The sequence below is a fragment of the Micrococcus sp. 63XJN7_8_ISO-PGPR-S23-253 genome, from assembly GCF_056173425.1.
Genome location: NZ_CM149673.1, coordinates 2,152,521 through 2,175,121 on the forward strand (window position 1 = coordinate 2,152,521; position 22,601 = coordinate 2,175,121).

The window sequence follows — 22,601 nt, forward strand, 5'->3', positions numbered from 1 at the left end:
CGCCCGGGGCGGCCCTGCACCGCGGGTTGAGTTGTCGCGGGTCCAGGGACCCAGCACCCGTGACAAGTCAACCCGCGATGGGCAGCCGGAGGGGTGGCGTCGACGCCGAGGCCGGTAGCCTCGCGCCATGATCCTGCACCTCACCCTCCCGGAGGACTGGGCCGCCGCGCGTCGCACCGGCCGCTACACGGCGTCGACGCGCGGCGCCTCGATCGACGACGTCGGCTTCCTCCACGCCTCCGACGACGCCGCCCAGGTGGGAGTGGTCGGCGCGGCGATCTACCCGGACCGGCCGGACGCGTTCGTCGTCGGCCTGGACGAGGACGAACTGGCGGGAGCCGGCCTGCGGGTGCGGCGCGAGCCGGGAGACCCCTCCGATCCCCACTCGGCCGAGTTCCCGCACGTCTATCCGGGCGAGGCCGTCTCCGGGCACATCCCGTGGTCGATGCTCACCCCCGTGACCGACCCACGGGCGGAAGCCCGCGTGCACCGCGAAGACTCGGCCGAGGCCGCCGCGCTGCTCGATGCCGGGTGGAGCATACGCTCCCGCTCCTGGGGCGCGCGCCTCCACCTCGACGACGACGCCGACCTGGCGTCCTACCGTGGCCACGTCGCGGCTTCCGAAGCGCGGGGAATCGAGGTGCGGAGACTGACCGCCGTCGACCTGCCCGCGCTGCGGGCCCTCGACGAGGAAGCGGCTCCCCGATTCCCACGCACCGACGGCTCCCGTCACGAGCCGCTGCCGGACGACCTCGAGGCTCGACTGTCCACCCCAGAGGGGCTCGCCGTGGGGGCCTTCGAGGGAGGCGTGCTCATCGGATTCACCCTGACGTTCCGCTCCCCTGACCGGTGGGAGGTCGACCGCACCGCGGTCGCGGCCGAGCACGAGAACCGTGGCGTGGCGAAGGCCGTCAAGGCGGCGACCGTCCTGGCGACCCATGCCCGCGGTGGGCGCGAGTGGGGCACCGGCGGCGCCGAGGCCAACGCGGCGTCCCTGCGGATGAACACGGCCCTCGGGTTCCGTCTCGAACCTGCCTGGCTCGGGCTGACCCCGCCCATGACGTGGGAGGAGTTCGTGCGGGCCCCGGCGTCAAGTTCCCTTGACGACAAGGACACTTGACTGTCAAGCTTGCTTCACACCGTCCGGTCGGACGCCCCCAAGGCCTCCGAGGCGGGCCGGGCCACCGGCCCAGGGCATCGACCACAGGAGGGCCCCATGACCGCGAACCACTCCCGCCACACCGCCGCCGCAGCGGACAGGCAGGGCGCCGCGGCGGAGCACGCCGGCACCGCCACCACCGATCCGCGCCGGGACACCCGCTCCCGCTGGGGCCGCTCCTCCCGTCTGGGCGGCGGATCCGGGCGAGTGATCCTCGTCAGCCTCGTGGCCGGCGTCGTCATCGCCCTGCTGATCGGGGCCGCGGCCTACGGTCTGGCCTCGAGCCAGGGCGACGCCGATCCCCGCTTCCCGGCGGTCATGGGCGCGGTCATGGCGGCGTCGGCGCTCCCGGTCGGCGCAGCCCTCGCCTGGCTGGCACTCGTGGACCGCACCACCGTCCGCGGGGCCATCCGAGACACCGAGGAGACCATCGAGGGCCGGTGGCTCGAGAAGGCGCAGTCCGGCGCGTTCGGCGACCTGCTCGTGGTGCTGGGCCTGGGCACGTTCGTCGTCGCCATGACCGGATGGCAGGCCGATCTGCCGCTCGTGGGCGCCGGGCTGCTCCTCGTCGCGGGCGCCTCGGTGGCCGTCCGCTACGCGCTCCAGAAGCGCCGGGGCTGAGCCGTGGAGAACACCATCCCCGACGAGCGTGCCCGCCTCGGCTGGTCGCAGCAGCGGCTCGCCGACGAGCTCGGCGTCTCCCGGCAGACCGTCATCTCTCTCGAGAAGGGCCGCTACGACCCCTCGCTCCCCCTCGCCTTCCGCCTCGCGGCCGTGTTCGGGCGGCGGATCGAGGACCTGTTCACCCCAGACGGCAACGCCGGTTGAGTTGTCGCGGGTTCGAGCGCTCAGCACCCGTGACAAGTCAACCCGCGTTGAGCCCGGGTCGGCGTGGGGCGTGAGAGGCTGGGGCCATGGATCGAGAGCTGCGCACCCCTCCGGAGCTGGAGGGCGTGGACTGGCACGACGACGCCCCGCGTCGCCCCCGCCCGATCGTCACCCTGGTGGCGTGGATCGCCATCCTGGGCCTGGTCCTCAGCGTGGGCGCCGGGATCTTCTCCGCCTTCTGACGCGTCACTGCCGGCCGCCGTCCGACGCGCCGCCCCGGCCTCAGCGCACGTCGCCGTTAACGTAGCGCCAGATCCCGTCCTCACGGCGGAACCGGCTGACCTCATGGAGTCGGAACCGGCCCTCGGCCCCCGTGCCGACGGCCACGAACTCCACGGTCCCGGCGTCCTGGAACGGCCCGCCGTCCCGCACGTCCAGCACCGCCAGGCGGGTGAACCGCGGCGCCTGTTCCCCCGCGGCCGGCAGCAGCTCGGCCGCGGTGGGCCGGTGCTCGGGAACCCAGGTCGCGGCGAGGTAGTCGGCCATCGCCCGGGCCTCTGCCGGCCCGGCCTCGCCCAGCCGCGCGAACGCCGTGTACCGGGAGCGCATGAGCGCCTCGGCGGTGGGCGCGGTCAGGGCGCCGTCCTGGGTGAAACGCGCGTGCCGACGACCGCAGCACGCCGCGAGCCCGGCTCCGGACCCGCAGGGGCAGGGCTCGGGGCGGGTCACCGGCGCGGGCGTCCGGTCGCGCGACGCCGGGCGGAGCGGGCCTTGATGCGGCGCACTCCCGTCAGCACGACGCCGGCCGCCGCGGCGAGCAGCGCGGGGCCGAGCGGGCTGATCGGCCGGCGTCGGCCGAGCGGGGACACACGGGTCTGCTGAGGTCTCATGCCGTCAGGCTACGCCGGGCCGGCTGCCGCGTGCCGTCCCCGTCACACCCCCGATTCCGCGTCCGGGCGGCCGAGTAGAATGGGCGGGCAAGCACGCGGAGCGCCCCGGGCCGGGCGTGAGACGGCATCTACACCGTCCTGCTCCGCGGCATCGTCCCGCACCCAGGAGCGTGTTCATGCCCATCATCGTCGTCGACGTCATGCCCAAGCCCGAGATCCTCGATCCGCAGGGCAAGGCGATCAACGGGGCCCTGCCCCGCCTCGGCTTCACCGAGTTCAGCCAGGTCCGCCAGGGCAAGCGCTTCGAGCTCACCGTGGAGGGCGAGGTCACCGACGAGATCCTCGCCCAGGCGCGCACGGCCGCCGAGGAGATGCTGTCCAACCCCGTCATCGAGGACGTCGTGAACGTGGCCGTCCTGGACGAGGCCGAGGGCGCCCGATGACCGAGCTCCCCCTCATCGGCGACTACTCGACGCCGACGACGCCGCTCAGCGGCGCGCGCATCGGCGTCATCACCTTCCCCGGCACCCTGGACGACGTGGACGCGCTGCGCGCCGTCCGCCTCGCCGGCGCCGAGCCCGTCTCCCTGTGGCACGCCGACGCGGACCCGCAGCGGACGCTCGCCGGCGTGGACGCCGTCGTGATCCCGGGCGGCTTCTCCTACGGCGACTACCTGCGCGCCGGCGCGATCGCGCGCTTCGCCCCCATGATGGACGCGGTGGCGACGGCGGCCGGCGGCCCCGAGGGCGAGGCGGACGGCCTGCCGGTGCTCGGCATCTGCAACGGCTTCCAGATCCTCACCGAGTCACACCTGCTGCCGGGCTCGATGATCAAGAACGACCACCTGCACTTCATCTGCCGCGACCAGGAGCTGGTCGTGGAGAGCACGGACACTGTGTGGACCCGCGACTTCGAGGAGGGCCAGACCATCACCGTGCCCCTGAAGAACCAGGACGGCCAGTACGTGGCGGATGAGACGACCCTCGACGCCCTCGAGGCCGAGGGCCGCGTGGTGTTCCGCTATCAGGGCTGGAACCCGAACGGCTCGCGCCGGGACATCGCGGGCATCGCGAACCCGGCCGGCAACGTCGTCGGCCTGATGCCGCACCCGGAGCACGCCGTGGAGCCGGGCTTCGGCCCGGACACCGCCGCCGGCCCCCGCTCCGGCGTGGACGGCCTCGGCTTCTTCACCTCCGTCCTGACCACCCTCGCCAGCCGTGGAGGCCATGCATGAGCCAGCAGTTCAACATCGAGACGGTCGCGGACGCGCAGGCGACGCCGGACGTCGAGCAGCCCTGGGCCGAGCTGGGCCTGAAGGAGAACGAGTACGCCGAGATCAAGAAGATCCTCGGCCGCCGCCCCACCGCGGCCGAGCTGGCCATGTACTCGGTCATGTGGTCCGAGCACTGCTCGTACAAGTCCTCGAAGGTGCACCTGCGCCAGTTCGGCGACAAGCTCACCGACGAGATGAAGCAGCACATGATGGTGGGCATCGGTGAGAACGCCGGCGTGACCGACCTCGGTGACGGCTGGGCCGTGACGTTCAAGGTCGAGTCCCACAACTCGCCCTCCTACGTGGAGCCCTATCAGGGCGCGGCCACGGGCATCGGCGGCATCGTGCGCGACATCATCTCCATGGGCGCCCGCCCGGTGGCCGTGATGGACCCGCTGCGCTTCGGCGCGATCGACCACCCGGACACCGCCCGCGTGTTCCACGGCGTGGTGGCCGGCATCGGCGGCTACGGCAACTCCCTGGGCCTGCCGAACATCGGCGGCGAGACCCGCTTCGACCCGATCTACCAGGGCAACCCGCTCGTCAACGCCCTCGCCGTGGGCGTGCTCAAGCACGAGGACCTGCGCCTGGCCAACGCCTCCGGCGTGGGCAACAAGGTGGTCCTGTTCGGCGCCCGCACCGGCGGTGACGGCATCGGCGGCGCGTCCGTGCTGGCCTCCGAGTCCTTCGACGGCGACGGCAAGCCCGCCAAGCGTCCCTCGGTGCAGGTCGGCGACCCCTTCTCCGAGAAGGTGCTCATCGAGTGCTGCCTCGAGCTGTTCCGCGACTCCCTCGTCGAGGGCATCCAGGACCTCGGCGCCGCCGGCATCTCCTGCGCCACCTCCGAGCTCGCCTCCAACGGCGAGGGCGGCATGCGCGTGGAGCTCACGGACGTGCTGCTGCGCGACTCCACGCTGACCCCGGGCGAGATCCTCATGTCCGAGTCGCAGGAGCGCATGATGGCCGTGGTGACGCCGGAGAACGTCGCCGCGTTCGAGGCCGTCATGGCCACGTGGGACGTCGAGTACTCCTGGCTGGGCGAGGTCACCGGCGACGGCCGCCTGATCATCACCTGGGACGGCGAGGTCATCGTCGACGTGGACCCGCGCACCGTGGCCCACGACGGCCCGGTCTACGAGCGCCCGTACGCGCGTCCGGCCTGGCAGGACGAGCTCCAGGCGGACACGTTCCGCTCCTCCGAGGCCGGTCAGGACCTGCCCGCCACGGGCGAGGAGCTGCGCGCCGCCGTCGTGGAGCTGATGAGCTCTCCGAACCTGGCGGACACCTCCTGGATCACCCGCCAGTACGACCGCTACGTCCGCGGCAACACCGCCCTGGCGGCCCCGGACGACGCGGGTGTGGTGCGCGTGGACGAGGAGACCGGCATGGGCGTGGCCCTGGCCACGGACTGCAACGACCGGTTCACCTACCTGGACCCGTACACGGGCGCGCAGGCCTCCCTGGCCGAGGCGTACCGCAACGTCACCACCGCCGGGGCCGTGCCCCTGGCCGTCTCCGACTGCCTGAACTTCGGCTCCCCCGAGAACCCGGACGTGATGTGGCAGTTCGCGGAGGCCGTGCGCGGCCTGGCGGACGGCTGCCAGACCCTCGGCATCCCGGTGACCGGCGGCAACGTGTCCCTGTACAACCAGACGGGCAGCACCCCGATCCACCCCACCCCCACGGTGGCGGTGCTCGGCCAGCTCGACGACGTCCTGCGCCGCACCCCGTCCGGCTTCGCCCCGGACGCGGACGGCCAGGCGATCTACCTGCTGGGCGAGACCGGGGACGAGCTGGACGGCTCCGAGTTCGCGCGCCTGCGCGGCCACCTCGGCGGCCTGCCCCCGAAGGTCGACCTGAAGAAGGAGCGCCTGCTCGGCGAGCTGCTGGTCAACATGTCCCGGGACGGCATGATCGACGCCGCCCACGACGTCTCCGGCGGCGGCCTCGCGGCCACCCTGTCCGAGATGGTGCTGCGCTTCGGCGTGGGCGCCCGCGTGGTGCTGGACGAGGTGCTGCGCCGCGACGGGGTGGACCCGTTCACCGCGCTGTTCTCGGAGACGCAGGCGCGCGCCGTCGTGGCCGTGCCCCGCACCGAGGAGGTCCGGTTCACGGACATGACCACGGCCCGCGGCTACGCGGCCGTGCGCATCGGCGTGGTGGACGCCGACTCCGCGGCCCTCGAGGTCCAGGACGCCTTCACCCTGCCGATCGCGGAGCTGCGCGAGGCCTGGGAGGCCACGCTGCCGAAGCACTTCGGCTGAGCCTGGGACAGAAGCGACGAGTCCTGCGCAGTGGTGCCTATCCAGTACTGATAGGCCCCACTGCGCAGGGCTCGTCGTATCTCAGGGCTCGTCAGGTGGTCCGGTGCATCTCGCCGACCCACAGGGAGAGCGTCGAGTGGGACGGGTCGCCGTCGAAGTGCTCATGCGAGACGTCCAGCACGGGGTAGGACGCCAGGTCGACGCCCTCCGGGACGGTCAGCGTCGTGTCCTGGCGGGTCACCGTGCCCAGCGAGATCATGCGGCTGGCGGCCTCGTCGCGGATCCAGACCTCCAGGTAGCCGTCCTCGGGGGCGGGCACCTGGGGCACATGCACGGCCAGGTGCATCTCCCCGTCGGCGGCACGCGTCATCTCGGCGCGGGCCGGCGATCCGTCGGTGGTCACGGACGCCATGACGGCGGTGCCGATGAGGTCGTCGCCGCCGCCCGGCTCACCCCCCTGGCCGGGAGCGTCCGTCCCGCGCGTCGGCGGCGCGGGCGACGTCGTCGCGGGCTTCCCGGCCTCCGGGGCCCCGCCCTGCCAGGGGCCGCCGCCCAGGGCGGCACCCACGGCCCCGCCGCCGATGACGAGCCCGGCGGCCGCCGCCGCGGCGACCGGCCACCAGCGGCCGCGGGCGGCGGACGGACCCGAGCCGATCGGACGGACGGTCGCGACGCCGTCGGGCGCGGCATCCTCGCCCGTGGCCTCCCCCTGCGGTGGCCCGTCGTGAGCCACGGCCTCCGTCTCGGGTCCCAGCTCAGCGGCGATCCGCCCCCACAGGTGCGGCGGCGGGTCGGCCAGGTCCGGGGCGGGGCCGTCCAGGGCGGCCAGCACACGCAGGATGGCCTCCAGCTCGGCCGCGTCCTCCGGATGGAGCGACGCCGCGACGTCGGCGGGCGCGGCGAGCGGGCCGTCGTCGTCGCGCATGCGCTCGCGCAGCCGGACGGCGAGGTCGGAGATCTCCTCCGCGGGCTGTCGGCCGCGGGGATGCTCACGCTCGGGCATCGGCGGCCTCCAGACGTCTTCTCAGTGCGGCCAGGCCGCGATGGATGTGGGAACGGACGGTGCCGAGCGGCATGTCGAGGCGCTCGGCGATCTGCTGGTGCGCCAGGTCCTCCAGGAAGGCGAGGCGCAGCACCTCGTCCTGGGGCGGACCCAACAGGGCGAGGGCGTCATGCACGACGACGGCGGCCACCACGGCGTCACTGACCGCGTCCTCGGCGCGGGGGAGGTGGACGACCTCCGCCTCCATCTTCCGGGCCTCACGAGCACGGCCGGCGAACATGTCGGCGATGACGCGACGGGTGATGCCCGTCAGCCACCCGCCGAGCGGCCGGGCGGGATCGTAGGTGTCCCGCGAGCGCCACGCCCGCGTGAACACCTGCTGGGCGGCGTCCTCGGCGTCCTCCCGGCTGCGCAGTGCGGTGAGACACAGGGAGAAGACCAGGCGACCGTGGCGCTCGTACGCCTCGCGCACGGCGGCGGTCTCCCCCGCGGCGAAGCGGCGGTCGAGCCCGTCATCCTCAAACATGGGGCTCCTCTCCCGCGGTGTGCTGCGTCGGCGCGGCCCCGCTCAGGCCAGACCTTCCGACAGGTTACCGGTCAGCCCTCGACGGGAGTGGCGATGGTCACGATGTTCTCCGTGTAGTCCCGCTCGTCCGGCAGCCATTCGCCGCCGCAGGTGATGAGGACGAGTTCGGCGGCGCCGTCCCGGCGGAAGTACGGGGACAGGTCCAGCTCGCCCTTCCCCAGACTCTGAGTGGAGGCCACCCGATAGCGCCGGGCGGTCCCCGCCGCATCCGTGACGGTGACCTCGTCGCCGACCGCGGCCTGCCGCAGCCCGTAGAGGGCCCCCACCGGATTGCGCGGTGAACCCGAATGGGAGGCGATCACCGCCGCCCCCTCAGGATCCCCGGGGGCCGAGCCGTGGCGGTACCAGCCGCCGACGGAGCTGTCGTCGGGCAGCTCCATCGCCCCGTCCCCCGTGACCCCGACCGAGACCACGCTCAGCGTGGCCCCGATGGCCGGATAGTCCACGCGCACGGGGATCCTGGCGTCGTCCGATGGGCTCTGGGTGGCGCGCCGGACGGCGATCCCCGACGACGGCGTCCGCCCGGGGACGACCGGAGCCGCGGAGGGGGTTGCGGCCGGTGGAGTTCCCGTCCCCGCCGCGGGACCCGGCGTCATCGCGACGACGGAGCCTCGCCCCTGCTCGGACGGGAGGGAGGAGACCGCCGCCGACGGCGCGCAGCCGGTGAGGACGACGGCGGCGGCGGCGAGGGCGAGGACCGCCGGCACACGGCCGGCGGTCCTCATCTCCGGGCGGGAGGGACCCCGCCCGTGGAACGCATCACGCACGGGCCGCCCGGCGGCGGGCCATGAGGACGGCGCCGGCGACCAGGGCGGCCGCACCGGCGCCGACGGCGGCCAGCATCCCGGTGGAGTCCTGGGCGGGGGCGACGTCGATGCCCGCGGGGACGGAGCCCGGCGCGCTGTGGTCGGCGGCGACCTCCTGGGTGGCCAGCGCGAGGGTGCCGTCGGCGGCGGAGCCCCAGGCGTAGGCGATCGTGGTGACGCCGTCCTTGACCTCGACGTCGGCGGGGCCGATCACGGGGTCGGTGGTGCCGGCCACGGACACGGCGGCGGAGACGGTGCCGGCGGGCACCTCGAGGGAGGCCTCGTCCGGGTTCTCCAGGCCGGGCACGACGACGTCCTCGCCGGCCCAGACGTCCACGGCCGGGGCGGCGGCGATGTGACGCACGGTGAGGCGGCCCTCGCCGGCGGCGACGGCGCTCGTGTCGTTCTCGAACGCGGTCACCGTGGGCGTGCCGGCGGCGTCGAGGTGGGCGGCGGCGGTGTAGTCGCCGCCGTCGGCGAGGGTGAGGGTGACGGGACCGAGGATCGGGGCGGAGTCATCCATGGCGTCCGCGGCGGTGATGGCGACCTCGTAGTCGCCGGCGGCGAGCTCCAGAGGACCGGCGAGGTCGCCGGGTTCGAAGTCGTCCAGGGTGAGGGCACCGTTGACGTAGACGTCCACGGGGGTCGCGGGCACGGCGTGCAGCACGGAGAGCTCGGCGCCGGACGGGGCGTCCATGGCGGCGGCGGACAGGGGGGCGAGGACGGCGATGCCGATGGCGGCGGTGACGGCGGCCGGGAGGGACTTGCGCATGGTGTCGTTCCTGTTCGTCGAGGATCCTGCGGGGTAGGCGGGGCGAGGCGCCGAATGCGCTCACACCAGGACTACCGACGCCGCGACCGATCCGTTGCAGAGGATTTTCCTCCCCCTCCGATCACGAGCCCTGCGCAGTGGGGCTCGTCGTGTTTCGGGGGCTCGTCAGAATTGAAGAAGGTCCGCCCCTGGGGCGGATGTGCCTCCCAGGCCCGCCCCGTGGATTCATCGTGTACACACCCCTCCCGCGAGCCTCCCCGCCCCGCGGCCTGGGCGCCGTCGAGGGGCTCGACCGGGAAGAGGCCCTCCTCACCGGCGAGAACGACCCCGTCCCGACGCACGCGGGAGACGCCGTGCTCTCGGGCTCGGCCGTCGTCGCGGGCACGGGAGTGGTGCTCGCCATCGTCGTGGCCGTGCGCCTCAACCGTTGACGCGGCGGGCTCCGGTGACCAGAGTGATCCCAGGACAGCGCGCCAGCGCGCCGCCCGGCCCGTCCAAGAGGGTCGGCGCGGTCCCGACACACGAAGGAGACCACCCATGCGCCTCATCACCCTGGGCCTCGGCGCCGCACTCGGCTACCTGCTCGGCTCCGCCGAGGGCCGCAAGAACCTCGAGAAGATGACCCAGAACGCCCAGAAGCTCTGGAACGACCCCAAGACCCAGGAGAAGGTCGGCCAGGTCCAGGAGACCGCCCAGCAGAAGTTCGCTGAGGTGAAGAAGTCCGATCCGGTGCAGAAGGCCACGACGAAGGTGGAGGATGCCATGCAGGGCAACGACAAGAAGAACGACGTCCGCGACGACCGCGTGACCGAGTCCAACAACGACAACGTCACCTCGGCGGCCAGCCACGGCGCCGAGCCGGACACCGTCTCGGACCCGTCCACCCCGCTGGGTGCCGAGGGTCCGCAGACGCGCTGACCCGCGCAGACACGGCGGCCCGCCTCCCCGAAGGGAGGCGGGCCGCCGTCGTCGTGGGCCGGGTCAGCCGTCCTGCGTCAGGACCTCGTCGGCCGGCGGGGCCTGCACCGGATCCACCTCGCCCATCTCGGAGAGGGTCACCACGGCCTTCGTGCCGGCGGACTCGGTCTCCACGGTGAGCAGGCGGCCGTCCTCCTTGGACACCGTGAACGCGGTCAGCTCCACGCCCTCCTGCGGGCCCGAGACGGGCTCGTCCAGCACGTAGCGGATCGCGTCCTGACCGCTGCGGCGGATGCCGTCCGCGTCCGCCTCGACGTCGTCCAGCCCGCCCGACTCCGGCAGGGAGCCCAGCAGAGAGCTCACCATCGCGCCCATGCCGGTGGCGCTGGGATCGCTCTCGTACGGGGTGGCGGTCCACCGCTCCACATAGGCGGGGCGGTCCTCGCCGCTCGCGCCGGCGCGCTCCACCGTGAACCGGGAGTACGCGGTGCCGTCCACGATCCTGGACTCGTCCCGAGTGACCAGACCGTCGTCCTTGTACACGGACACGTACCGCATGGACGAGCCGTCCACGGGACCGGAGATGTCCACCGAGTCCGGGACCGCGCGGCCGTTGCTCGGAGCCTCGGACCGCAGCTCGGTGACCATGCGGACGGAGTCGGCCTCCTCGAGCTGGGTGCGGGCGCGGTCCCAGGCGCCGGGGGCGTCGTCGCCCGAGGCGCAGCCGGTCAGCAACAGGGCGGCCGCCCCGACGGCGGCGAGGGACAGGCCGCGACGGGTGCGGCGGGTCTGGGTCTGGCGCTGCCTCACTCGGCCACCTCCTCCGGCGCCTCGGCCGGCTCGATCTGGTTCCAGTGGCTCAGGGCGTACTGCTGGGTGGCCCGGCCGTCGTCGACGGTGAGCGCGACCAGCTCGCCGTCGTCGTCCACCGTGAAGGAGTGCACCCGGGTGACGTCGCCCTCGCCCATCGCCGCGTCGGCGACCTCCTCGGGCACGGCATAGCGGTAGGCCGTGCCGCCGTCCCAGTCGACCTCCTCGGCGCGCACCTCGGCGCCGTCGAGGGCGTCCGCCGCGGGGAAGCCCACCTGGTCGAGGAGGGACTTCAGGGGCGGCTCCTGCCCCTCGCCGGCCGAGACACGGCGCCACTGCGGGTCGGAGTACATCATCTGGACGTCGTCCGGGACGTCGGACCCGTCCACGTCGACCCGGACGAACACGTCCTCGCCGACCTGGCGGGACTCCATGGTGATGTGCGAGTCCCGGCCGACCTGCATGACGCCCTTCGACTCGGCGTCGCCGCCGTCGAGCCGGCCGGCGATGTCCCAGCGGACCGAGTGCGGGCCCTGACGGCCGGTGGTGTAGGCGGTCTCGAGTCGGACGGTCTCGGCCTCGTCCAACTGGGTGCGGGCCTGATGCCAGGCCTCCCCCGCCGACTGCGGCTCGGATGCGCACCCGGCCAAGGCCAGGGCGCCCACGACGCCGAGCCCGGCCGCGCGGACGGCACGTCTGCGCTGCATGTTCTCCTCCTGGGGCTGCTGCCGGCCGAGGCAGGGCGCCGCGGCCACTGGCGTCACCCTACCGGCGGCGCAGGGCGAAGGATGCGCCGTGGTGGTTCTGCGGCAGGTGGTCGCCGCGGCCGAAGAGCTTGTGGCGCAGCGTGCCGTCCGTGTACGCGGTCTTGTAGCGACCGAGCTTCTGCAGCTCCGGCACCACGAACTCCACGACGTCCTCGAAGGTGCCCGGGGTGATGTGGTAGGCGAGGTTGAAGCCGTCCACGTCGGTCTCGTCGGCCCACTCGACGAGCTGGCGGGCCGCGGACTCGCCGCCGCCAACGATCACGGGGCCGAAGCCGCCGATGCCCACCCACTCGGCGAGCTTGCGCACGGTCCACTCCTCGTCCGTGCCGGAGGCCTTCTGGAAGGTCTCCACGGTGGACTGGATGGCGTTCGACTTCACGTCCCCGATCGGCTCGTCCAGGTCGTACTGGGACAGGTCGATGCCCATCCAGCCGGACATGAGCACGAGGCCGCCCAGCGGGTCCACGTACTGCGCCAGGTCGTCGTACGTGGCCCGCGCGTCCTCGTCGGTGGCCCCGGTGACGATCGTCTGCATCGCGAAGATCTTCACGTCGTACGGGTCACGGCCGGCGTCCACCAGGGCCTGGCGGATCTTCTTCACGGTGGCGGCCGCCAGCTCCTTCGTGGGGGAGTTGATGAACACGGCCTCGGCGTGCTTGCCGGCGAAGGCGCGGCCGCGCGTCGAGGCGCCGGCCTGGTAGATCACGGGGGTGCGCTGCACGGACGGCTCGGTGACGGCGTGGCCGGGGACCTTGAACCACTTGCCCTCGTGGGCGATGTCGTGGACCTTGGCCGGGTCCGCGAACACGCCGGACTCCTTGTCGTAGACGACGGCGTCGTCCTCCCACGAGCCCTCGAGGAGCTTGTAGACAACGTCGAGGTACTCGTCGGCGTGCTCGTAGCGCTCGTCGTGCTCCATCTGGTCGTCCTGGCCCATGTTCTGGGCGGCGGAGGGCAGGTAGCCGGTGACCACGTTCCAGCCCACGCGGCCGCCCGTGAGGTGGTCGAGCGTGGCGAGGCGGCGGGCGAACGGGTAGGGGTGCTCGTAGGCGGTGCCGGCGGTGACGCCGAAGCCGAGGTGCTCGGTGACCGCGGCCATCGCGGAGACGAGCAGGAACGGGTCGTTCACGGGGGTCTGCGCGCCGGTCCTGATGGCGGCCTCGGAGGTGCCGCCGTACACGGAGTACGGGCCGAGGACGTCGGCGATGAACAGGCCGTCGAACAGGCCCTTCTCCAGCGTCTGCGCCAGGTGCGTCCAGTAGCCCAGGGTGTTGTAGTCGCGGGCGTGGTCGTCGGGGTGACGCCAGAGACCCGGGGACTGGTGGGCGACGCAGTTCATGTCGAATGCGTTGAAGAGGATCTCGCGGTGCTCGTCCGGGCGGGTGGGTGCTCCGGCCCCGGCGTTCTCGGCGGTGCTCATGGGTCTCCTTTCCAGGGCCGCCCGGTCGCAGGGGCACGGCCGGGCGGGCGACGGTTCCGCACCATGCAACGCCGACGCGGCCGGCGGTGGAAGCCGGTCCGGCCCAGGGGTTCATGACGGCCCCGCCGGGCCCGGCCATGCGTCCGGCGCCCGGTTCGTGACATGCCCTGACGTGACGGAGGACACGTCCGCGGGTGGCGGCCCCGTTGCGGCCCGGCGGCACCCCAGCGCTGAGCCAGAGAAATCTGCTGCCTCCACCCTGCGGCGACGACCGAAACGTCTGGCTCGGCGCTGGCCCCGGCGCCGCCGGTGTGACGCCCGGGCGGCCCTCCGGCGCCGGCGGCGGGGCAGACTCGCAGCCGACCGGGCCCGCGGTGGTCTGCTGGCATCCGCATCCGTCCGGCACCGACACCCACGACGAAGCGACGATGGGAGCCCTCCATGAGCGTGCACGCGCCTTCCCGTGCCACCGCCTCCACCCCGGTCCGGGACGAGGACCGTCACAGCCTCGACGTCGTCTTCCGCGGCGTCGGGCGCACGTTCCCCACCGCGGACGGACCACGCGTTGTCCTGCGCGACGTGGACCTGACCGTGGCGCCCGGCGAGGTGCTCGCCGTGATCGGCGCCTCCGGCTGCGGCAAGTCCACGCTGCTGCGCGCCGTGGCCGGCCTGGACCCGGACTTCGACGGAGAGCTGCTGATCGACGGCTCGCCCGTGCGCCCCTACGACGAGCGCACCGCCGTCGGCTTCCAGGAGCCGCGCCTGCTGCCCTGGCGCACCCTGCGCCGCAACGTGGAACTCGGCCTGCCCCGGGGGCTGGACCGCGCCGCGGGCCGGGCCCGCGTGCAGGAGCTGCTCGAGCTCGTGGGCCTCGCGCCCTTCGCGGAGCACCGCCCCCGGGAGGTCTCCGGCGGCATGGCCCAGCGGGCCTCGCTCGCCCGCGCCCTGGCCCGCCGCCCCGGCGTGCTGCTGCTCGATGAGCCCTTCGGCGCCCTCGACGCCCTGACCCGTCTGAAGATGCAGGACCTGCTGCTGGACGTGCACGCCGCCACCGGCACCACCGTCCTGCTCATCACCCATGACGTGGAGGAAGCCCTGCAGCTCGCCGACCGCGTGCTGCTGCTCGCCCGTGACGTCCCGGTACCCGACGGCGTAGCCCGCCCCGGAGCGACCGTGGGGCGGATCGTGGACGTGCCGGGGGCCCGCCCCCGCGACCGCGCGGACACCCGCCTGGCCCGGCTGCGCTCCGAGCTCCTCGAGGGCCTCGGCGTCGAGAGCCACGCCCGATGAGCGGCGCCGGCTCCACACGCCTGACCCGTCGCACGGCGCTCGGCCTGCTGGCCGCGTCCCTGCCCCTGGGCCTGAGCGGATGTGTCCTGCAGGGTGAGGCGGGGGCCGGGCCGGTGAACGGTCCGGACACGCTGAGCATCGACTACGCCACCTACAACCCGCTCTCCCTCGTGATCCGCCACCAGGGATGGCTGGAGGAGACGCTCGCGCCCCGCGGCGTCCGGGTGAACTGGGTGTTCTCCGCCGGTTCCAACAAGGCCAACGAACTCCTGCGCTCGAACTCCGTGGACATCGGCTCGACGGCCGGTTCCGCCGCGCTGCTGAACCGGGCCAACGGAGCGCCCACGCGCATCGTGGGCATCGCCTCCCGACCGGAGTGGTCCGCGCTCATGGTCCCGCCCGGTTCGGACATCACGGACGTCGCCCAGCTCGCGGGCCGCACGGTGGCCGCCACGCGCGGGACGGACCCGTACTTCTTCGCCGTGCAGGCGCTCGAGGCCGCCGGGGTGGACCCGGCCGACGTCGAGATCCAGAACCTGCAGCACGCCGACGGCCGCGCCGCCCTCGCCGGCGGTTCGGTGGCCGCGTGGTCCGGGCTCGACCCCATCATGGCGAAGGCCGAGGCCGAGGGCGCCCGCTTCCTGTACCGCGACCTCGCCCTGAACACGTTCTCCGTCCTCAACGCCACGGAGTCCTTCCTCGAGGAGGACCCGGAGACGGCCCAGACCGTCCTGGACACGTACGAACGCGCCCGCGCCTGGGCGCTCGAGCACCCGGACGAGACCGTCGGGATCCTGGCCGAGGCCGCGAAGATCTCTCCCGACGTCGCCCGCACCGTGATCCTCGAACGCACCAACGCGGACGTCAGCCCCGTGCCGGGCCAGGAGCTGCTCGACGCCCTGACGGGGGTCGGACGGATCCTGGTCGACACCGGGTCCGTCGACTACCAGCACCAGGTGGACGCCGCCCTGGCGAGCATCCTGGACACCCGTTTCGCCGAGGAGGCCACCCGATGAGCACCGCCCCGACCACCCCCGCCGCGACGACGGGCCCCGAGGCGCGCGACCGGTCGGATCGCCGCGACGACGGGGGGACGGGGGCGCGCCGACGGCAGCGGCCCCGGGTGCTGGACCGGCCCGGCGCCCGGGCGGTGGTGGGCCTGGCCGCGCCCGCCGTCCTCCTGGTGCTGTGGTGGGCGGTGACGGCCGCCGGGCTGCTCTCCGCGGTGCAGCTGCCCTCCCCCGGCGCGGTGCTCAGCGCCGGCGTCAACCTGCTGGAGCGGGGCGACCTGTGGCTGCACGTGGGGATCTCCACCCAGCGCGTGCTGCTGGGCTTCCTGCTCGGCGCCGCGCTCGGGCTGGCCGTGGGGTCCGCGCTCGGGCTGTCCCGGTGGGCGGACGCGCTGTTCGCCCCGCTGATCGGGGCGCTGCGCGCGGTGCCCTCGCTGGCCTGGGTGCCGCTGCTGATCCTCTGGATGCAGATCGGCGAGGAGTCCAAGGTCACCCTCATCGCGATCGGCGCGTTCTTCCCGGTGTTCACCACCGTCTACGCCGCCCTGCGCCATGTGGACCCGCACCTGGTGGAGGCCGGACGGGCGTTCGGCTACCACGGGCTGTCCCTGCTGCGGACGGTGCAGCTGCCCGCCGTGGTGCCGGCCGTGTTCTCCGGCCTGCGGCTGGCCCTGGCCCAGGCCTGGCTGTTCCTCGTGGCCGCGGAGCTGATCGCGTCCTCGATGGGCCTGGGCTTCCTGCTCACCGACTCGCAGAACAACGGACGCACGGACCGCCTGATCCTGGCGATCATCCTGCTCGCCGTGCTCGGCAAGCTCACCGACTGGCTGCTCGGCCTGCTGGAGCGCCGGGCCCTGCGCCGCTGGGCCTGAGCCCGGCACGTCCGGCGAAACGCGGGTTGAGTTATCGCGGGTCGAGAGCGTCTGTACCCGCGACAACTCAACCCGCGTTGCTGAGGCAGGGCGGTCAGTCCCCCTCGGGGACCTCGCCGGCCGACGTGTAGGCGGTCGGCGGGGTGCCGTTCACGAGCCAGTCGCCGGCCATGCGCACCTTGAACGCCGCCGGGTCGTGGGTGGCGAGGGTGCGGGCGTTGCGCCAGTGCCGGTCGAGCCGCAGCGTGGCCGACGTCGCCGACGCGCCGAGCGTGTCGAAGATGCGGGTGCACACCTCGAGGACGGCCTCCGGCACCACGGCCTGGGCCCGGTACGCGGCCGCCATCGCCTCGGCGGACGCCGCCGCGACGTCGGCCTCCGCCGGGCCGGCCCCGTGGGCGCCGTCCTCCCCCTCGTCGAGCAGACGCCCGACCTCGCGCACCATCAGCTCGGCCGCGGCCTGCCGCCCGGCCAGCTGCCCCATGATCTCGAGGAGCTGCGGGTCGTCCTTGGGCAGCGCGGCCGTGCCGGTGTTGAAGGTGCGGCGCCGCTTCCGCAGCAGCTGCGTGCCCTCCGTGAGCGCCGCCCGACCGATCCCGGCCTGCAGCGCCAACAGGGTCGCCTCCATGAGCACGGGCACGGGCCCGTCCTGCCGCGGCACCTCGAGCAGCTCCTCGGCCGCGGCGTCGTCGAGCACCACGGACCCGGTGGCGGTCAGGCGCTGGCCGAAGCCGTCCCAGTCGTCCTTGATGCCCACGCGCGGCTGACGCACGCGCACGACGGCGACGGCCCGGTCCGGCTCGCGGACCGCGCCCCCGGCCCGCTTCGAGTTCCGGCGCGAGACGAGGTCCGCCCCCTCGATGCCCACGGTCGCGGCGGTCCACGTGGCGAACGCCGAGCCGGTCGCGTAGTACTTCTGCCCCCGCACGACCCAGGTGCCGCCCTCGTCCCGGCTGGCCAGGGTGGCGGCACGGCCCGGCGCGGCCCCGCCGGCGCGTTCGGCCAGGGCGGAGCCGGCCCAGTCCCCCGCGACGATGTGCCGCAGCCACCGCTCCCGACGGGCGGGCGCCTGGTCCATGGCCGTGGCGATGAACACGAGGTGGGAGCGCCAGACGTGCGCGGTGTTCACATCCCGGGCGGCCAGGTCCATGAGCAGGCGCAGCACGGTCTCGCTGCCGCCGCCCTCGCCGCCCGCGTCCTCGGGGACACCGACCTTGCCGAACCCGGCGGCCTGCAGCTCCCCGAGGGCGGCGAACGGCAGGTGCCGGCCCGCCTCGCGGGCCCGCTCGCCGTGGGCGACGGAGTCGAAGGCGTCGGCGTACCGGGCGGCGAGGGTGGCGTAGGTGGTCATGGACCTACTCTGACACGCGCGGGCGGCCAGGGGGCCGGGACGCCCCGGCCGTGGGACGGGGTCCACACCGGCCGCCGTCGCCCTGGCCCGCGCCGGACGCCCGCGGGGGCCCGGCGGGCCGAGCATGACCGCCGGTGACGACGGCGGGCGCGGCGCCGTCGTCGGCGTCCCTACCCTGGTCGGACCCGCCGACCAGGAGGAACCGCCGCCCATGACGCCCACCGAGGACCCCGCCCGCACCGACCCGGCCGAGGAGGGCGCCTCCGGGGCCGTCCGCGGACCGAACGACGGCGTGCCCGCCGCGGCCCTCGCGACGCTGCCCGGCCCCCTCCCGCAGGCGCTCGTCGACGCCGCCGACCCGGACGTCCATCCCGGCCGCCCGGCGGACCGGCTGCACGGCGGGCGCGGCGACGGCCGCCCGGTGGCCGAGGCGGACCGGCTCGCGTTCTGGGAGGCGGCCGGCCGACGTCTGAGCTGGGAGCGGCCCTTCACCCGGACGCGCTCCCTCACCGCCCCGGACCCGGCCGCCGAGCGCGGCCCGGAGATCCGCTGGTACGAGGACGGCACCCTGAACGTGGCCGTGAACTGCGTGGACCGGCACGTGGCGGCGGGGCGCGGGGAGAAGGTCGCCCTGTACTTCGAGGGCGAGCCCGGCGACCGCCGCGCCGTCACCTACGCACAGTTGCAGCGAGAGGTCGCCCGGGCCGCGAACGCCCTCGAGGAGCTGGGCATCGAGGCGGGCGACCGCGTCGTCGTGTACCTGCCCGTGCTCGTGGAGACGATCGTCATCACGCTGGCGTGCGCGCGGATCGGCGCCGTGCACTCACTCGTGTTCGGCGGGTTCTCGGCGGAGGCGCTGCGGTTCCGCGTCGAGGACACGGGCGCCAAGCTGCTCGTCACCACCGACGGCCAGTTCCGCCGCGGCACCGCCGTCCCCGTGAAGGCCAACGCGGACGAGGCCGTGTCCGGGGACAACGCGATCGAGCACGTCCTCGTCCTGGACCGCACGGGCCACCGGGACATCCCGTGGACCGAGGGCCGGGACCTGTGGTGGCACGACGTCGTGGACCGCCAGCCGGACACCCACACCCCGCGCGCCTTCGACGCGGAGCACCCGCTGTTCATCATGTACACCTCCGGCACCACGGGACAGCCCAAGGGGCTCGTGCACACCTCGGGCGGGTACCTCGCGGCGGCCTCCTGGACGCACGACTTCCTGTTCTCCCACCCGGACCCGGCACGGCGCGACGACGACGTCCACTGGTGCACCGCGGACCTGGCCTGGGTCACCGCGCACACCTACGAGATCTACGGTCCGCTCTCGAACGGGGTCACGCAGGTGATCTACGAGGGCGTGCCGAACGCCCCGCACCCGGGCCGGCACTTCGAGGTGATCGAGCGCTACCGGGTGACGAGCTACTACACGGCGCCCACCCTGATCCGCTCGCTCAAGGGCTGGCATCCGGACGGGATCCCGGCGCACGCGGACGGCGGCCCGGACCTGTCCTCGATCCGCCTGATCGGCACCGTGGGCGAGGCCGTGAACCCGGAGGCCTGGACGTGGGCGCGGACCCAGATCGGCCGGGACACCCCGGACCTGCCGATGGTGGACACGTGGTGGCAGTCCGAGACGGGCGCCACCGTGCTCTCCCCGCGCCCCACGGACACGGCCTTCAAGCCGGGCTGCGGCTCCCGGCCCCTGCCGGGGGTGGACGTGGCCGTGGTCGACGACGACGGCGCCCCCACGCCCGAGGGCCTGCAGGGCCGGATCGTGGTCACCCGCACCTCGCCGTCGATGGCCCGGACCGTGTGGCGGAACCCGGCCCGCTACTTCCACTCGTACTGGGAGGACTACGCGGACCAGGGCGAGGCGGGCTGGTTCCTCGCCGGCGACGGCGCCAAGCGGGACGAGGACGGCGACGTCTGGATCCTCGGGCGCGTGGACGACGTCATCAACATCTCCGGACACCGCCTGAGCACCATCGAGATCGAGTCCGCCCTCGTGGCGCACCCGGAGGTGATCGAGGCGGGGGTGTGCCCCGTGCCGCACGAGACCACCGGGCACGCCGCCGTCGCCTTCGTCGTGGCGCACGAGAGCTGGCTGGCCGGCGACGACGGCCCCGGCGCCTCCGCCGCCGACCGCGCCGAGGAGCTGCGGCGGCACGTGGGGCGGGTGATCGGGCCGGTGGCCAAGCCCGCCGAGGTGGTCTTCGTCCCCGACGTGCCCAAGACCCGTTCGGGCAAGATCATGCGGCGGCTGCTGACGCAGCTGCACCAGGGCACCGCGCTCGGGGACACCACGAGCCTGCAGAACGAGCCGTGCGTCGGGCAGATCGCCGAGGTGCTCCGGGCCGGCCGCCGCGCTCAGGACGCCGGCACCGGCGCCGTCCGCAGCGCCAGCTCGGCCAGCACCTGAGCGGCCCGCGGCACCACGGCGTCGTCGAACACGGCCTTCGGGGAGTGGTTGACCGGGGCCTCGTCCGGGTCCACGCCCTCCGGGACCGCCCCGAGCAGGACGTAGGCCCCGGGCACCCGCTGGAGGACCTCGGAGAAGTCCTCGCTGCCGGGCTCGGGCTCGGGCAGCTCCCGGTAGGCGTCGGCCCCGTACAGGTCCTCCACGAGCCCGCGGACGAAGGCCACCGCGTCCCCGTCGTTGGCCGTCACCGGGAACGCGCAGTCCGTCCGGACCTGTGCGCTCATGCCGTGCGCCGCGGCGATCCCGTGCACCATGCGCTCCACGGCCGAGAGCAGCCGGGCCCGGGCGGGCGCGGAGAAGGTCCGCAGGGTGAGGGCGAGGGTGGCGCTGTCCGGGATGATGTTGGCCGCCGTGCCCGCGCTCAGGTGCCCGACGGTCGCGACCACCGGGTCGAAGGCGTCGAACTGCCGGGTGACCACGGACTGCAGCGCCAGCACCATCTCGGCGGCCACGGGCACCGGGTCCTGGGCCAGGTGGGGCACGGAGCCGTGCCCGCCTCGACCGTGCACCGTCACCACCAGGTCGTCGCAGCCGGCCTGGATCGCCCCCGGGCGGCTGAGCAGGACGCCGCGCGGGTACGTGCCCGAGGAGACATGGATCGCGTAGGCGGCGTCCACCGGGCGCCCGGCCGCCTCCAGCAGCCCCTCCTGGATCATGTGCAGGGCGCCGCCGCCGGTCTCCTCCCCGGGCTGGAACATGGCCACCACGTCGGCGGTGAGCTCCCCGCGACGGCGCACCAGCCAGGCCAGGGCGCCGTAGAGGCCGGCGGTGTGCAGGTCGTGGCCGCAGGCGTGCATGGTACCCGGCACGGCGGGGGCGTACTCCAGCCCGCTCTCCTCCGTGACGGGCAGGGCGTCCATGTCCCCCCGCAGCAGCACGACCGGCCGCCGGACCCCCTCCGGCAGCGGGGCCCCGCCGCGCAGCACCACGACGACGGAACTCAGCGCCCGGCCGACGCCTGTCTCCAGCGCGGGGCGGCCGGTGGCGGCATCCTCCCCCGCCTCAGCGCGCAGGGCCTCGAGCCGCTCGAGGACGGCGGCCTGGGTGCGGGGCAGGTGCAGGTCCAGCTCCGGATGCCCGTGGAGGAGGCGGCGGAAGGCGATCGCCTCTCGGGCGATGTCCTCCGGCAGGTCCGGGGCGAGGGCGTTCGCGGGCGGGGTGGGGGCGGTGCGGTCCATGAGGACATCATGCCGTGGCGGCCCGCCGGCCCACCTGGATCGCGCAGCGGGTCAGCCGGCCAGCTCCTGCAGCTCGGCGAGGTCGAAGACGTCCTCCGAGGCGGGGGCCTCGGGCGCCTCGACCGCGTTCCACTCGGTGAAGGTGGCGTTCGCGTCCACGTCCTCGTCCTCCGAGTTCACGTCCTCGAGACGGTAGAGGGTCGTGCTCTCCGGGTCGATCAGCATCGTCCGGCCGAACTCGTGGTGCTCCTCGGGCAGCGCGTACTTGAGGTACTTCCTGCCCTCGAGCTCCACCTCCTCGGCCTTCAGGTCCTTGCCGTCGAAGGCGTCCGCGGCGGGCATGTCCTCCTCGAGGTCGGACATGATCTCCTCCAGTGAGATGTCCATCTGCGCAGCCTGATCGGCGCTCGTCTTGATCCAGCGGTCGCCCACGAGGGTGGAGAACATGCCCATCTCCCGGGGCAGGTCGTCACCGTCTGCCTTGAGCTTGAAGAACACGTCGGCGTCCCGGCGCAGGACCTCGATGTCCATGGTGGCCGCCCCCATGTCCATGTTCATGGTGCCCTGGAGGTGGGAGTCGTCGGTGGCGCCGGCGAGGTCCACGTTCGCGGACTGGATGGCGTCCGTGCCCAGGGAGGCGGAGGGCGACGCCGAGGCCGACGCGTCGTCCTTGTCCTCCTCCTTGTCGGCGGCGGTGCCCTCCATCCTCAGGCGCAGGCTCTCGGCATCCACGACCTTCTGGCGGACCTCGGGCCAGCTCTCGTCCAGCGTCGGGTCGGAGGCGCAGCCGGTGAGCAGCAGACCGGAGGCGGCGAGCATGCCGACGGCGAGGCGTGCGGGCGTCTTCATGGGGACTCCTTCACAGAGGTGCGGACGTGCCGGCGGCCGGGGACCGCCGGACGATGTCCCGTCGACCCTCTCACGCCAC

The 22,601-nt window shown here is 73.9% G+C and carries 25 protein-coding genes; 13 read left to right on the plus strand and 12 right to left on the minus strand.

All coding sequences use genetic code 11. The features are described from left to right. The first annotated feature begins 127 nt into the window (after window positions 1-127). From AC0VX4_RS09850 to AC0VX4_RS09865, 4 genes are all read left to right on the plus strand, one after another. On the plus strand, window positions 128-1,120 hold the full coding sequence (locus AC0VX4_RS09850) for a GNAT family N-acetyltransferase (RefSeq protein ID WP_144824603.1): 993 nt from the start codon (window positions 128-130) through the stop codon (window positions 1,118-1,120). Window positions 1,121-1,216: 96 nt separating this feature from the next. After that, on the plus strand, window positions 1,217-1,780 hold the full coding sequence (locus tag AC0VX4_RS09855; RefSeq protein WP_144824602.1) for a hypothetical protein: 564 nt from the start codon (window positions 1,217-1,219) through the stop codon (window positions 1,778-1,780). Window positions 1,781-1,783: 3 nt separating this feature from the next. Further along, window positions 1,784-1,987, plus strand: a complete 204-nt coding sequence (locus AC0VX4_RS09860) for a helix-turn-helix transcriptional regulator (RefSeq protein ID WP_002856639.1) — start codon at window positions 1,784-1,786, stop codon at window positions 1,985-1,987. Between the two features lie 86 nt (window positions 1,988-2,073). Further along, window positions 2,074-2,229 (plus strand): hypothetical protein, encoded by a 156-nt coding sequence (locus tag AC0VX4_RS09865; RefSeq protein ID WP_010079551.1) that lies wholly within the window; start codon window positions 2,074-2,076, stop codon window positions 2,227-2,229. A 40-nt stretch (window positions 2,230-2,269) separates the two neighbouring features. Here AC0VX4_RS09865 and AC0VX4_RS09870 read toward each other — a convergent pair whose 3' ends face one another. Together AC0VX4_RS09870 and AC0VX4_RS09875 are read right to left on the minus strand one after the other, a co-directional pair. Continuing rightward, entirely contained in the window at window positions 2,270-2,716 is a 447-nt protein-coding gene (locus AC0VX4_RS09870; RefSeq protein WP_060775742.1) for a YchJ family protein, read from the minus strand. Then, entirely contained in the window at window positions 2,713-2,877 is a 165-nt protein-coding gene (locus tag AC0VX4_RS09875; protein WP_155395521.1) for a hypothetical protein, read from the minus strand. Before AC0VX4_RS09875 ends, AC0VX4_RS09870 begins: the two co-directional genes overlap by 4 nt. Before the next feature lie 176 nt (window positions 2,878-3,053). Between AC0VX4_RS09875 and purS the strand changes: the two genes are divergently transcribed. The 3 genes from purS to purL are packed head-to-tail and all read left to right on the plus strand — an operon-like array spanning window position 3,054 to window position 6,414. After that, window positions 3,054-3,320, plus strand: a complete 267-nt coding sequence (gene purS, locus AC0VX4_RS09880) for a phosphoribosylformylglycinamidine synthase subunit PurS (protein ID WP_002856633.1) — start codon at window positions 3,054-3,056, stop codon at window positions 3,318-3,320. Then, the gene (purQ, locus tag AC0VX4_RS09885) at window positions 3,317-4,111 is read left to right on the plus strand and encodes a phosphoribosylformylglycinamidine synthase subunit PurQ (RefSeq protein ID WP_144824601.1); all 795 of its coding nucleotides are present in this window, start codon (window positions 3,317-3,319) and stop codon (window positions 4,109-4,111) included. The genes purS and purQ overlap by 4 nt, the downstream gene beginning before the upstream one ends. Next, window positions 4,108-6,414 carry a phosphoribosylformylglycinamidine synthase subunit PurL gene (gene purL / locus AC0VX4_RS09890; protein WP_475464327.1) on the plus strand — a complete coding sequence of 769 codons (2,307 nt, stop codon included), beginning with the start codon at window positions 4,108-4,110 and terminating at the stop codon, window positions 6,412-6,414. Before purQ ends, purL begins: the two co-directional genes overlap by 4 nt. A gap of 91 nt (window positions 6,415-6,505) precedes the next feature. Here the strand turns inward: purL and AC0VX4_RS09895 are convergent, their stop codons facing one another. The 4 genes from AC0VX4_RS09895 to AC0VX4_RS09910 all read right to left on the minus strand — a co-directional run bounded on the left by AC0VX4_RS09895 (window position 6,506) and on the right by AC0VX4_RS09910 (window position 9,581). After that, window positions 6,506-7,417 carry a hypothetical protein gene (locus tag AC0VX4_RS09895; RefSeq protein WP_475464328.1) on the minus strand — a complete coding sequence of 304 codons (912 nt, stop codon included), beginning with the start codon at window positions 7,415-7,417 and terminating at the stop codon, window positions 6,506-6,508. Beyond that, window positions 7,404-7,943: an RNA polymerase sigma factor gene (locus AC0VX4_RS09900; protein ID WP_475464329.1), complete on the minus strand. Its 540-nt coding sequence runs from the start codon at window positions 7,941-7,943 to the stop codon at window positions 7,404-7,406. The genes AC0VX4_RS09895 and AC0VX4_RS09900 overlap by 14 nt, the downstream gene beginning before the upstream one ends. Window positions 7,944-8,014: 71 nt before the next feature. After that, on the minus strand, window positions 8,015-8,449 hold the full coding sequence (locus tag AC0VX4_RS09905) for a class F sortase (protein WP_475464330.1): 435 nt from the start codon (window positions 8,447-8,449) through the stop codon (window positions 8,015-8,017). A gap of 313 nt (window positions 8,450-8,762) precedes the next feature. Then, the gene (locus AC0VX4_RS09910) at window positions 8,763-9,581 is read right to left on the minus strand and encodes a DUF4397 domain-containing protein (RefSeq protein WP_439247561.1); all 819 of its coding nucleotides are present in this window, start codon (window positions 9,579-9,581) and stop codon (window positions 8,763-8,765) included. A gap of 230 nt (window positions 9,582-9,811) precedes the next feature. Here AC0VX4_RS09910 and AC0VX4_RS09915 point away from each other — a divergent pair, with 230 nt between their 5' ends. Then, window positions 9,812-10,012, plus strand: coding sequence for a P-type ATPase actuator domain-containing protein (locus AC0VX4_RS09915; protein ID WP_240967001.1), 201 nt, complete (start codon window positions 9,812-9,814; stop codon window positions 10,010-10,012). 106 nt (window positions 10,013-10,118) lie between these two features. Then, a complete protein-coding gene (locus AC0VX4_RS09920; RefSeq protein WP_098471119.1) occupies window positions 10,119-10,499 on the plus strand; it encodes a YtxH domain-containing protein in 381 nt (126 codons plus the stop codon). A 63-nt stretch (window positions 10,500-10,562) separates the two neighbouring features. Here the strand turns inward: AC0VX4_RS09920 and AC0VX4_RS09925 are convergent, their stop codons facing one another. From AC0VX4_RS09925 to AC0VX4_RS09935, 3 genes are read right to left on the minus strand one after another with little or no spacing between them, the layout of a single operon-like run. Beyond that, window positions 10,563-11,309 (minus strand): hypothetical protein, encoded by a 747-nt coding sequence (locus AC0VX4_RS09925; protein ID WP_126860568.1) that lies wholly within the window; start codon window positions 11,307-11,309, stop codon window positions 10,563-10,565. Continuing rightward, window positions 11,306-12,016 (minus strand): Tat (twin-arginine translocation) pathway signal sequence, encoded by a 711-nt coding sequence (locus AC0VX4_RS09930; protein WP_475464331.1) that lies wholly within the window; start codon window positions 12,014-12,016, stop codon window positions 11,306-11,308. The genes AC0VX4_RS09925 and AC0VX4_RS09930 overlap by 4 nt, the downstream gene beginning before the upstream one ends. A 58-nt stretch (window positions 12,017-12,074) precedes the next feature. Further along, window positions 12,075-13,496, minus strand: a complete 1,422-nt coding sequence (locus AC0VX4_RS09935; protein WP_095695251.1) for an LLM class flavin-dependent oxidoreductase — start codon at window positions 13,494-13,496, stop codon at window positions 12,075-12,077. Between the two features lie 441 nt (window positions 13,497-13,937). Between AC0VX4_RS09935 and AC0VX4_RS09940 the strand changes: the two genes are divergently transcribed. Genes AC0VX4_RS09940 through AC0VX4_RS09950 form a run of 3 tightly spaced genes read left to right on the plus strand, consistent with a single transcriptional unit; the run spans window position 13,938 to window position 16,668 of the window. After that, window positions 13,938-14,786, plus strand: a complete 849-nt coding sequence (locus tag AC0VX4_RS09940; RefSeq protein ID WP_098471118.1) for an ABC transporter ATP-binding protein — start codon at window positions 13,938-13,940, stop codon at window positions 14,784-14,786. After that, window positions 14,783-15,802 carry an aliphatic sulfonate ABC transporter substrate-binding protein gene (locus AC0VX4_RS09945; RefSeq protein WP_475464332.1) on the plus strand — a complete coding sequence of 340 codons (1,020 nt, stop codon included), beginning with the start codon at window positions 14,783-14,785 and terminating at the stop codon, window positions 15,800-15,802. The genes AC0VX4_RS09940 and AC0VX4_RS09945 overlap by 4 nt, the downstream gene beginning before the upstream one ends. Next, window positions 15,799-16,668: an ABC transporter permease gene (locus tag AC0VX4_RS09950; protein WP_002857674.1), complete on the plus strand. Its 870-nt coding sequence runs from the start codon at window positions 15,799-15,801 to the stop codon at window positions 16,666-16,668. The genes AC0VX4_RS09945 and AC0VX4_RS09950 overlap by 4 nt, the downstream gene beginning before the upstream one ends. 94 nt (window positions 16,669-16,762) lie before the next feature. Here the strand turns inward: AC0VX4_RS09950 and AC0VX4_RS09955 are convergent, their stop codons facing one another. Further along, window positions 16,763-18,019, minus strand: coding sequence for an acyl-CoA dehydrogenase family protein (locus AC0VX4_RS09955; RefSeq protein WP_002857666.1), 1,257 nt, complete (start codon window positions 18,017-18,019; stop codon window positions 16,763-16,765). Window positions 18,020-18,230: 211 nt separating this feature from the next. Between AC0VX4_RS09955 and acs the strand changes: the two genes are divergently transcribed. Continuing rightward, complete coding sequence (gene acs, locus AC0VX4_RS09960; protein WP_136940475.1) at window positions 18,231-20,435, plus strand: acetate--CoA ligase; 2,205 nt, start codon at window positions 18,231-18,233, stop codon at window positions 20,433-20,435. Here the strand turns inward: acs and AC0VX4_RS09965 are convergent. Next, on the minus strand, window positions 20,384-21,673 hold the full coding sequence (locus AC0VX4_RS09965) for a M20 metallopeptidase family protein (protein WP_036335113.1): 1,290 nt from the start codon (window positions 21,671-21,673) through the stop codon (window positions 20,384-20,386). The genes acs and AC0VX4_RS09965 overlap by 52 nt on opposite strands. Window positions 21,674-21,724: 51 nt before the next feature. Then, on the minus strand, window positions 21,725-22,522 hold the full coding sequence (locus AC0VX4_RS09970; protein WP_002857657.1) for a hypothetical protein: 798 nt from the start codon (window positions 22,520-22,522) through the stop codon (window positions 21,725-21,727). Window positions 22,523-22,601 lie beyond the last annotated feature (79 nt).